Annotated in this window: 10 protein-coding genes and 2 pseudogenes; 7 read left to right on the top strand and 5 right to left on the bottom strand. The window is 70.9% G+C overall.

Annotated elements, in window-relative coordinates:
• From AC1D2K_RS22655 to AC1D2K_RS22635, 5 genes are all read left to right on the top strand, one after another.
• Nucleotides 1-449 (top strand): putative PEP-binding protein (locus tag AC1D2K_RS22655; protein ID WP_478091157.1); only part of this gene is annotated, 449 nt, incomplete at its 5' end.
• 138 nt (nucleotides 450-587) lie between these two features.
• Nucleotides 588-1,049, top strand: coding sequence for a Spy/CpxP family protein refolding chaperone (locus AC1D2K_RS22650; RefSeq protein ID WP_478091155.1), 462 nt, complete (start codon nucleotides 588-590; stop codon nucleotides 1,047-1,049).
• On the top strand, nucleotides 1,046-1,429 hold the full coding sequence (locus AC1D2K_RS22645) for a DUF4260 domain-containing protein (protein WP_478091154.1): 384 nt from the start codon (nucleotides 1,046-1,048) through the stop codon (nucleotides 1,427-1,429). Before AC1D2K_RS22650 ends, AC1D2K_RS22645 begins: the two co-directional genes overlap by 4 nt.
• 40 nt (nucleotides 1,430-1,469) lie before the next feature.
• The gene (locus tag AC1D2K_RS22640) at nucleotides 1,470-2,156 is read left to right on the top strand and encodes a response regulator transcription factor (protein WP_478091152.1); all 687 of its coding nucleotides are present in this window, start codon (nucleotides 1,470-1,472) and stop codon (nucleotides 2,154-2,156) included.
• On the top strand, nucleotides 2,153-3,436 hold the full coding sequence (locus AC1D2K_RS22635) for a HAMP domain-containing sensor histidine kinase (protein WP_478091151.1): 1,284 nt from the start codon (nucleotides 2,153-2,155) through the stop codon (nucleotides 3,434-3,436). The genes AC1D2K_RS22640 and AC1D2K_RS22635 overlap by 4 nt, the downstream gene beginning before the upstream one ends.
• On the opposite strand, the gene AC1D2K_RS22630 is transcribed toward AC1D2K_RS22635, so the two are convergent.
• Complete coding sequence (locus tag AC1D2K_RS22630; RefSeq protein ID WP_478091159.1) at nucleotides 3,425-5,059, bottom strand: SulP family inorganic anion transporter; 1,635 nt, start codon at nucleotides 5,057-5,059, stop codon at nucleotides 3,425-3,427. The genes AC1D2K_RS22635 and AC1D2K_RS22630 overlap by 12 nt on opposite strands.
• Before the next feature lie 5 nt (nucleotides 5,060-5,064).
• The gene (locus tag AC1D2K_RS22625; RefSeq protein WP_478091158.1) at nucleotides 5,065-5,559 is read right to left on the bottom strand and encodes a helix-turn-helix domain-containing protein; all 495 of its coding nucleotides are present in this window, start codon (nucleotides 5,557-5,559) and stop codon (nucleotides 5,065-5,067) included.
• A gap of 129 nt (nucleotides 5,560-5,688) precedes the next feature.
• Here AC1D2K_RS22625 and AC1D2K_RS22620 point away from each other — a divergent pair.
• Together AC1D2K_RS22620 and AC1D2K_RS22615 are read left to right on the top strand one after the other, a co-directional pair.
• Nucleotides 5,689-6,015, top strand: a pseudogene (locus AC1D2K_RS22620) (aldehyde dehydrogenase family protein); the annotation flags it as partial.
• 157 nt (nucleotides 6,016-6,172) lie between these two features.
• Nucleotides 6,173-7,207, top strand: coding sequence for an NADP-dependent oxidoreductase (locus tag AC1D2K_RS22615; protein WP_478091150.1), 1,035 nt, complete (start codon nucleotides 6,173-6,175; stop codon nucleotides 7,205-7,207).
• 6 nt (nucleotides 7,208-7,213) lie between these two features.
• On the opposite strand, the gene AC1D2K_RS22610 is transcribed toward AC1D2K_RS22615, so the two are convergent.
• The 3 genes and pseudogenes from AC1D2K_RS22610 to AC1D2K_RS22600 form a co-directional block, all read right to left on the bottom strand.
• Nucleotides 7,214-8,059, bottom strand: coding sequence for a DMT family transporter (locus AC1D2K_RS22610; RefSeq protein ID WP_478091149.1), 846 nt, complete (start codon nucleotides 8,057-8,059; stop codon nucleotides 7,214-7,216).
• A 61-nt stretch (nucleotides 8,060-8,120) separates the two neighbouring features.
• A complete protein-coding gene (locus tag AC1D2K_RS22605; RefSeq protein ID WP_478091147.1) occupies nucleotides 8,121-8,819 on the bottom strand; it encodes a helix-turn-helix domain-containing protein in 699 nt (232 codons plus the stop codon).
• A gap of 38 nt (nucleotides 8,820-8,857) precedes the next feature.
• A pseudogene (locus AC1D2K_RS22600) lies at nucleotides 8,858-9,132 on the bottom strand (SLC13 family permease); the annotation flags it as partial.

Below are 9,132 nucleotides of genomic sequence, written 5' to 3'. Positions count from 1 at the left end.
ACCGCGGTGTGGTGCACGGCAATGTGAAGCTCGGAGCGATGATCGAGATCCCGGCCGCCGCGCTGACCCTCAAGACCTTCCTGAAGCACTTCGACTTCCTGTCGATCGGCACCAACGACCTGATCCAGTACACGCTGGCGATCGACCGCGCCGACGAATCGGTGGCGCACCTCTACGATCCGGCCCATCCGGCCGTGTTGCGGCTGGTGGCCGACACCATCGCCGAGTGCCGGCGGCAGGGCAAGGGCGTCAGCGTCTGCGGCGAGATGGCCGGCGACGTGATGTTCACGCGGCTGCTGCTGGGCCTGGGGCTGCGCAGCTTCTCGATGCATCCGTCGCAGATCCTCGCGGTCAAGCAGGAAGTGATCCGGGCCGACACCAGCAAGCTCGAAGCCTGGGCGCGCGAGGTGCTCGAGTTGGAGAATCCGGCCGCCGCGCTGGTGCGATAGGCCGGCGCCGGGCCGGGCGTGGGGCCAGTGCCGCAACAAAACGAAACACAGCGAAACCGCGGCGCAAGGATTTCGGCGACCCCTGAGCCGAGCATCGAGTCTTCCGGATCACACCGATCCTCTTGAAGGAAGACTCCCATGAAACCCTGGTTCAAACGTTCTCTATTCGGACTCGCCGGTGCTGCGCTCGTGGCCGGCAGCCTGGCTGGCTGTTCCGGCCATCGCCATGGCTGGAGCGGCTCGGAGCAGGACCGCRCCGAGTTCCGCGCCCGGATGGTCGAGCGCGTGGGCAGCAAGCTCGATCTGGACGCCGCGCAGAAGCAGAAGCTCACCGTGCTGACCGAAAAGCTCCAGGCGCAGCGGGCCGCGCTGCGCGGCGGTGGCGACCCGCGGGCCGAGTTCCGCAGCCTGTTCGCCGGCGCCAAGCTCGACCAGGAGCGGGCGAAGAAGCTGGTCGATGACAAGACGGCCGCGGTGCAGGCGGGGAGCCCCGAAGTGATTGCCGCGGCGGCCGACTTCTTCGACAACCTGAACCCGGCGCAGCAGCAGAAGGTGCGTGACTTCATGGACCGCGGCGGTCGCCGGTGGGGCCGGGGATGACGCCCCCGCCCGGCGGCGTGCGCACGATGCTGCGGCTCGAAGGGCTGGCCATGCTGGCGGCGGCGCTGCTGGGCTACGCCCAGCTCGGGGCCGGCTGGGGCGCCTTCGCCTTGCTGTTCCTCGTGCCCGACCTCTCGCTGCTCGGCTTCCTGGCCGGGCCGCGGGTCGGCGCGGCGGTGTACAACGCCGCGCACTCCTACCTCGGGCCCTTCGCCGTGCTCGTCGCCGGGGTGCTGGGCGAACAGCCGGTGGCGCTCGCCGTGGGTCTGGTCTGGTGCGCCCACATCGGCTTCGATCGGCTGCTGGGCTTCGGGCTGCACCATGGCGACGGCTTCGGTGTCACCCACCTGGGCCGCATCGGCCGCGCCGACCCCTGGTGAGGTAGCGGCTTCCGGTGTCGCCCGAATGCACAATCGCCGCATGCCCCGCATCCTGCTGATCGACGATGACGAGCACCTCGGCGCGCCGCTGGCAAGCTACTTTGCGCGCTTCGATTTCGTGCTGGACAGTGCGAGCCGGCCGAGCGAAGGCCTGGCAAGGCTGCGCGCCCAGCCCTACGACGCCGCGATCCTGGACGTGATGCTGCCCGAGATGGACGGCTTCGCGCTGTGCCGCGAGATCCGCAAGGAGAGCGACATCCCGATCGTGATGCTGACCGCGCGCGGTGACGTGATGGACCGGGTGGTCGGACTCGAGCTCGGCGCCGACGACTACCTGCCCAAGCCCTTCGAGCCGCGCGAACTGGTGGCGCGCGTGCAGACCATCCTGCGCCGCCAGCGTGCGGTGCCGGCGGCGCCCCCGGCGCAGCGCCGGGAGTTCGAGGGCCTGTCGATCGACCTCGACCGGCGCGAGGTCCTGCGCCACGGCGAGCGCGTCGACCTCACCGGCACGGAGTTCGAACTGCTGGCCCTGCTGGCGGACCAGCCCGGCAAGGTCTGGAGCCGGGACGACATCCTGAATCGCCTGCGCGGCCACGAGGCCGAGCTCTACACGCGCGCGGTCGACATCGTCGTGAGCCGACTGCGCAAGAAGCTCGAACCGCTGGACTGCATCAAGACCCTGCGCAACGCGGGCTACGCGCTCGCCGTCGGCAAGAGCACGCCATGAAGCCGCAGCGCAGCGGGCAGAGCCGCTGGCGACATCGCTGGCGGCATTCGCTGCGCGTGCGCCTGATCCTCGTGTTCGTGCTGCTCGCGCTGGCGATGACGGCGGTGTTTCTCGGCGGCATGCAGCGGGCCTTCTCGACCGGCTGGCGCGATGCCGCCCGGCCCCTCGTCGCCGACTACATGGATCGCATCGTCGCCGAACTCGGCACGCCGCCCGACGTGGCGCGTGCCCAGGCGCTGGTCACCCGGTTGCCGATCTCGATCCGTATCGAGGGGCCGGTCGTGAACTGGGATTCGCACGCCGATCGCCCCCGGCATGGCTTCGGCCAGCGCGGCGATTGGCTCCACCGCACGACCGCCGACGGCCACCGCATCAGTTTCGGGGTCGGCACGCTGCCCTGGGAACGCGAACCGCAGGGCATCGGCTGGATCACGCTCGCGCTGCTGCTGGGCTTGATCGTCCTGGCCTACGCGTACGTCCGGCGCCTGTTGCGGCCGCTCGACGACATCCGCGCCGGCGCCGAGCGTTTCGGGCGCGGCGCCTTCGAAGTGCCGATTCCGCTGCGCCGGCGCGACGAACTGGGCGAGCTCGCGCAGCGCATCAACACCATGGCGCACGACATCCAGGGCATGCTCGACGCCAAGCGCGCGCTGCTGCTGGCGCTCAGCCACGAGCTGCGCTCGCCGCTCACGCGGGCGCGTCTCAATGCCGAACTGCTGCCGGCGACGCCCGAAGGCGCGGCCGAACGCGCCGCGCTCCTGCGCGACCTGGCCGAGATGCGCGACCTCATCAGCGACCTGCTCGAAAGCGAGCGGCTCGCCAGTCCGCATGCCGCGCTGCATCGTGAGCCGGTCGATCTGGCCGCCCTGGTGCGCGAGGTGGCGAACGAGCTGTCCGGCGGGCAGGACATCGTCACCGAGAACCCGGCGGATCTGCCAATGCTCTCGCTGGACCGTTCGCGCGTCCGCCTCCTGGTGCGCAACCTGCTCGACAACGCGTTGCGCCACGGCGCCGAAGGCGAAGAACCCCCGCGTGTGACGCTGCGCAGGGCCGGGCAGGGCATCGAACTGGAGGTGCGCGACTTCGGCCCGGGCGTCGACGCGGCGCAGCTGGAGCGCCTGACCGAGCCCTTCTACCGCACCGACAGTGCGCGCCAGCGCGCGACCGGCGGCGTCGGGCTCGGCATGTACCTGTGCCGGCTGGTGGCCGAGGCGCATGGCGGCACGCTTGCCGTGCGCAACGCGGCGCCCGGGCTCGCGGTCACCGTCTTACTGGCTTGACGCGGATGCGCGAGCCTGCTCCACGGCATCGTCCACGCTCCAGGCGGCGTACAGGGAAGGCGGCAGGTCGGGGTTGCGCACCTGGTCGAGCAGATCACGCAGCGTGTCCTTGACACGCGCGAGCACCAGCTGCGCGCCGCACCGGCGAATGGAGGCGGCGAAGTCGCAGAGCGCCTCGATGCTGGTGCCGTCGAGGTCGGCCGACTCCTCGAGGCTGAGCACCAGGTGGCCGAGCGGCCGGGCCGCTTCCACGCGGGTCCGGATCGCGGCGAACACCGCATCGGCATTGCCGAAGAACAAGGGCGTTTCGGGCCGCGCGATCAGCATGCCGGCGGGCACCCGGGCTTCGGGGTGGCGCGCGGTGTCGACGTAGTCGTGGCCCTGCGCGAGCCGGCCGAGCCAGCTCACCTGGGCGCCCGACATGCCCTGCAGCAGCATGAGCAGGCTGACGCCGATGGCGGCCAGCAGCCCGTCCAGCACGCCGAACAGCAGCACTGCGCCGAACGCGACCAGGGCGACGAGCCGGTCGCGCCGCCAGGCGAAGTAGGGCCGCAGGCTGCGGGGATCCAGCATGTGGCCGACGGCATGGATCACGATCGCGGCGAGCAAGGGCTCCGGGGTATGCATGATCCACGGCAGCAGCGTGATGGCCGCGAGCAGGACCACGGCGCAGGCGACCAACCCGGCCGCACGGCTCTGCGCGCCGGCGGCCTCGTTGGCCGAGGTGGCCGAATAGCCGGCGCCGACCGGCATCCCCTGGAACAATCCCGACGCCAGGTTGGCGGCGCCGAGTGCGAGCAGGTCGCGGTTGGCCGACACCTTGTCGCCGTGCCGCAGCGCGAAGGTGCGAATCGACCCGCAGGATTCCGCGTAGAGGATCAGCGCCATCGCGAAGGCCAGCTCGCCCATGCGCAGCCATTGCTCGCGCGACAGCTCCGGCATGCCGGGCCGCGTGAACCCGAATTCGATCGGCCCCACCGCGGCGATGTGCCATTGCTGGCAGAAACCGGCCACGTCCAATGCGATGCCCGCGGCGATCACCAGCAGCGCCGCCGGCACCGCGCGCCAGCGCCCCAGGCCATGCAGCAGGGCCACGCCGACGCCGGCCATCGCCAGGCCGGCGAAGTTCCACTGGCCGATGCTGGCGAACAGCTCCCACGACAGGCGCAGAAAGTCGCCATGCCCCGGATGGACGTCGACGACCTTGGGCATCTGCTTGGCCACGATGGTCAGCCCCAGCCCGAGGGCGAAGCCGCGCAGCACCGGCTTGGCGATCAGGTTCGACACGGCGCCGAGCCGGGCCGCGGCCGCGATCAGGAAGAAGACACCCGTCAGCAGCACGATCGCGGCGCCGAGCGCCAACTGCAGCGCGGTGCCGTGGCCGTTGGCGGCGCTGGTGGCTGCCAGCAGCACGGCGGCCGAGGAAGAGGTGGCCGAGACGATCGCGAAGCGGCTGCTTCCCAGCAGGCCATAGACGAGCAGGCCCGCCAGGAGCGCGATCACGCCCGATTGGGGCGGCAACCCCGCAATGCCCGCATAGGCCACCGCCTCGGGCAACAGCAGACCGGCGATCGAGAGGCCGGCGACCCAGTCGGCGGTGCGGATGGCGCGACGCGCGGGCAGCGGGGTCACGCGCGACGCCTGCGCGCAGCCTGTCGCCTGAAATCACTCGGACTGCCGCCGGTGTGCGCCCCGAAGACGCGGCTGAAATGCGAGAGGTTGCTGAAGCCCGAGGCGAGCGCGATGTCGGTGATCGGGCGCGCCGCGTTGGCCGGGTCCAGCAGTTGGCGGATGCTGCACGCCAGCCGCTGGTGGAGGATGTAGCCGGTGAGTGTGTCGTCGTCGCCGGCGAAGGTGTTGTGCAGGTGGCGTTTGCTGCAGCGCAGCGCCAGGGCGATGCCGTCGATCGACAGCGCCGGGTCGCGCAGGTGCTGCGCCACGTGCTGGCGGATCCGGTCTTTCAGCGCTTCCCGCTGGGTGCGCGGCGTCTCCTGGCCGGCCAGCTCCATCAGCGACAGCCGCACCAGCTGGATGATGAGCTCGCCGGCGCCGCGCGCGGCCGCCTCGCTCATGCAGACCGGCGCACGCTCCCGCGGCGGGACTTCATCGGTCGACAGAACCATGGACACGGTCATAAGGGCTTGGCTGAAAAACTCCGCCCATTTTCCGGCCCGCCGCGGTGCCCGCAGCTTGCGGGTTAACCACTAGCGGCGTGCACGCTGCGACAAGTGCTTTGTGCGCAGCGGGCACAGCCCTGGAACGCGCCCGTGATCCTCGCCACCCGCGCCATCGCGACGCCGCTGGCCTGCGGCAACACGGTGGTGCTCAAGGGCTCGGAGCTGTGCCCCGAGACCCACGCGCTGATCGTCGAGGCGCTGAACGACGCCGGCCTGCCGCCCGGCGTGGTCAATTTCGTCACCAACGCGCCGGCCGACGCGGGCGCGGTGGTCGAGGCGATGGTGGCGCATCCGGCGGTGCGCCGCGTCAACTTCACGGGCTCCACGCGGGTGGGTCGCCTGATCGCTCAGACCTGCGCCAAGTACCTCAAGCCGGTGGTGCTCGAGCTCGGCGGCAAGGCGGGCGTGGAGGCCTTCACCGAACTGCGCTGGATCACGGTCCAGACCACGCCGCGCCACTATCCCTTCTGAGCGGCGTGCCTTGTCGCCTTGGCTACCGGCCCTGGCGCAGGCCGGAGCTACGATGCGCCGGCATCAGACACCCCAAGGAGACACGCGCATGAGCAGCACCCTCAGCAATCGCCAGGTCCGCCTCGCCAAACGGCCCGAAGGCGCGGCCACGCGCGACAACTGGCAGTTCACCACCGAGCCGGTCGCGGAACCCACCGAAGGCGGCGTCCTGGTCAAGAGCCTGTCGCTCTCGCTCGACCCCGCGATGCGCGGCTGGATGAACGAGGGCAAGAGCTACATCGCGCCGGTCGAGATCGGCGCCGTGATGCGCGCAGGCGGCGTCGGGCGCGTGATCGCGTCGCGCAACCCGGCCTTCGCGGTCGGCGACACCGTGTACGGCACGCTCGGCGTCCAGGAGTACGTGCTGATCCCCCAGGAGGAGATCCAGCGCAACGGCCTCGCCAGAATCGACCTCGGCGCCGGCTCGATCACGCAATGGCTCAACGTGCTGGGCATGCCCGGCATGACCGGCTACTTCGGCCTGATGGACGTCGGGCAGCCGAAGCCGGGCGACACCGTGGTGGTCTCGGGTGCGGCCGGCGCGGTCGGCCAGACCGTCGGCCAGCTCGCGAAGATCAAGGGCTGCCGGGTGGTCGGCATCGCCGGCGGCCAGGCCAAGTGCGACTGGGTGGTGAAGGAGCTGGGCTTCGACGCCTGCATCGACTACAAGGCCGGCCCCTCGGCGGTGCGCGAGGGCCTGAAGGCCCATTGCCCCAAGGGCGTGGACATCTACTTCGACAACGTCGGCGGCGAGATTCTCGACACGGTGCTCGCCAAGCTGGCGCGCGGCGCCCGCATCATCATCTGCGGCGCGATCAGCCAGTACAACAACACGACGCCGGTGCAGGGACCGAAGAACTACCTGAGCCTGCTGGTGAACCGCGCCCGCATGCAGGGCATCGTGGTGTTCGACTACGCCGACCGCTATCCGGTGGCGATCGCCGAGCTGTCGGGCTATCTGAAGGACGGCCGCATGAAGAGCCGCGAAGACGTGGTCGAGGGCATCGACACCTTCCCCGAGGCGCTCACGCGCCTCTTCACCGGCGAGAACTTCGGCAAGCTGGTGCTCAAGGTCGCGGACTGAGCCTGTTCAACGCGCCCGCGTACCCATCACCGCGGCGCTGATGATCAGCACCGCGGCCAGCGCGATGCTCCAGCTCAGCGGCCGCCCGGTGATCAGCAGCAGCAGCGCGGTCGACGCCAGCGGCGTGATGTAGCTCAGGATGCCGATCTGCCGCGCATCGCCGCGTTTCAGCGCCAGGTCCCAGAAGAAGAAGGCGGCACCCAGCGGGCCCAGTCCGCACAGCGCGACCAGCAGCCAATCGCGCGACGACAGCGCGGCCGAGGGCTCCAGCAGCGCGTGGCACAGCAGCGACAGCGCCCCCGAGACCAAGCCGAACAGGCCGATCGCCCGGGTCGGAAAGGCGGGCACGCGTCGGGTCCACAGCGAGAAGCTGGCCCAGATGAAGGCCGAGCCCAGCGCCGGCAGGAAGCCCCAGTAGCTGCCGCCCCCGGCGCTCGAGGTGCTGCCGCGCGCCCCGAGGATCGCGATCGCCGCGCCCGTGAAGCCCAGCAGCGCCGCCACCACGTGCAGCGGCCGCAGCGACATGCCCGGCAGCAGCACCGGCGCCAGCACCACCATGAACAGCGGCCAGAGGTAGTTGACCAGGTTGGCCTCGACCGGCGGCGCATGGCGCAGCGCGATGAAGAGCAGGAAGTGGAAACCGAAGAGCCCGTAGACGCCCAGCGCCAGCGTTCGCAGCGGAACCGCCCAGGCGCGGCGATCGCGCAGCACCAGCGGCCAGCTCAGCAGGCTGCCGATGATGAGCGCCAGCCCTGTCAGCAGGAACGGCGGCAGGTGCGAGAGCGAAGTGCCCAGCGAGGCCAGGGTGGCCCAGAGGGCGATGGCGGCGAGGGCGTTGAGCGTCGGGGACATGCCGCCGAGCTTAAGCGGGCAGATCGTCGCACAACGCCGGGGTGCCGTCGCGCAATGACGGTCAGGCGTGGCGTCGCAGGGCGGCGGTGAGCGCCGAAGGCGAGAGGTAGCCCGTGCGGCGAGCGGTCTCTGCGACGCTGATGCCGCTGTCGCGCAGATGCCGCGCATGCGCCAGGCGTTGAATTCGCAGCCAGTGCATCGCGCTCACGCCCTGCTCGTCGCGGCAGCGCTGCGCGAACTGGCTGGGGCTGAGGCAGGCCACCGCTGCGAGATCCGCGACGCCCAGCGGCCGGTGCCAGCGCAGCTGCGCCCAGGCGGCCAGCGCCGTCCAGTCGATCGCGCGGCCGCGCGCCAGCGACACCGCGGGCCCCCAGGCTTCGAGCAGCAGGGAGGGCGCATGGTGCAGCGCCAGGGCCGGCGGCGAGGGCTGCGCGAAGCAGTGCGCAAGGTAGCGCGACAGGGCCCGCATCGGTTCGGCCGCGGGTGTGCGCCCGGCGCAACGCGTCCACAGGTCCTGCGCCGTGTCGAGCACCAGGCATTGGCTGCCGGTCTTCGATTCGAAGTCGTGCCGGTCGCCGGGCGCGATCACCCAGCCGTCGCCTGGGCCGAGCCGGCGAATCCGGCCTTCGACCTCGAGTTCGAGCACGCCATCGAGCCCCACCAGCACCTGGAAGTGTCCATGCGCATGGCTGCCGCGCGAGGCACCGTAACGGCGCAGCGAGAGGCCGTGGGAAGAGACGGGGGATTCGTGGCGTTGCATGGCGAGGCCGTCGATTCTGCGCGCCTCGCCGGGGCCTGTCACCCCAGCCGCAGCAGCAGCGCCGAGGCGCCGCAAACCAGCAGGAAGGGGATGCTCAGGCGATGGAATTCGCGCAGGCCGTTCGGCAGCTTCGCCAGCCTGAGCGCGATCAGGTTGGCCAGCGAGCCCAGCACGCAGCCGAAGCCGCCCACGCTCACGCCCGCGGCCAGCGCCGGCAGGTCGTGCACGAAAGGATCGAGCACGATGGCGGCGGGCACGTTGCTGATGAACTGCGAGGTGAAGATCGCCGCCAGGTAGGCGCGCCATCCTTCGC

The sequence above is a fragment of the Variovorax sp. P1_H12_2 genome (assembly GCF_056405335.1).
This window is presented reverse-complemented; position numbering and strand designations above follow the sequence as displayed.

Coding starts and splice junctions, on each gene's coding strand:
- AC1D2K_RS22605 (WP_478091147.1), bottom strand. CDS start 8,819: ATGCAACGCCACGAATCCCCCGTCTCTTCCCACGGCCTCTCGCTGCGC.
- AC1D2K_RS22645 (WP_478091154.1), top strand. CDS start 1,046: ATGACGCCCCCGCCCGGCGGCGTGCGCACGATGCTGCGGCTCGAAGGG.
- AC1D2K_RS22615 (WP_478091150.1), top strand. CDS start 6,173: ATGAGCAGCACCCTCAGCAATCGCCAGGTCCGCCTCGCCAAACGGCCC.
- AC1D2K_RS22610 (WP_478091149.1), bottom strand. CDS start 8,059: ATGTCCCCGACGCTCAACGCCCTCGCCGCCATCGCCCTCTGGGCCACC.
- AC1D2K_RS22635 (WP_478091151.1), top strand. CDS start 2,153: ATGAAGCCGCAGCGCAGCGGGCAGAGCCGCTGGCGACATCGCTGGCGG.
- AC1D2K_RS22625 (WP_478091158.1), bottom strand. CDS start 5,559: ATGGTTCTGTCGACCGATGAAGTCCCGCCGCGGGAGCGTGCGCCGGTC.
- AC1D2K_RS22640 (WP_478091152.1), top strand. CDS start 1,470: ATGCCCCGCATCCTGCTGATCGACGATGACGAGCACCTCGGCGCGCCG.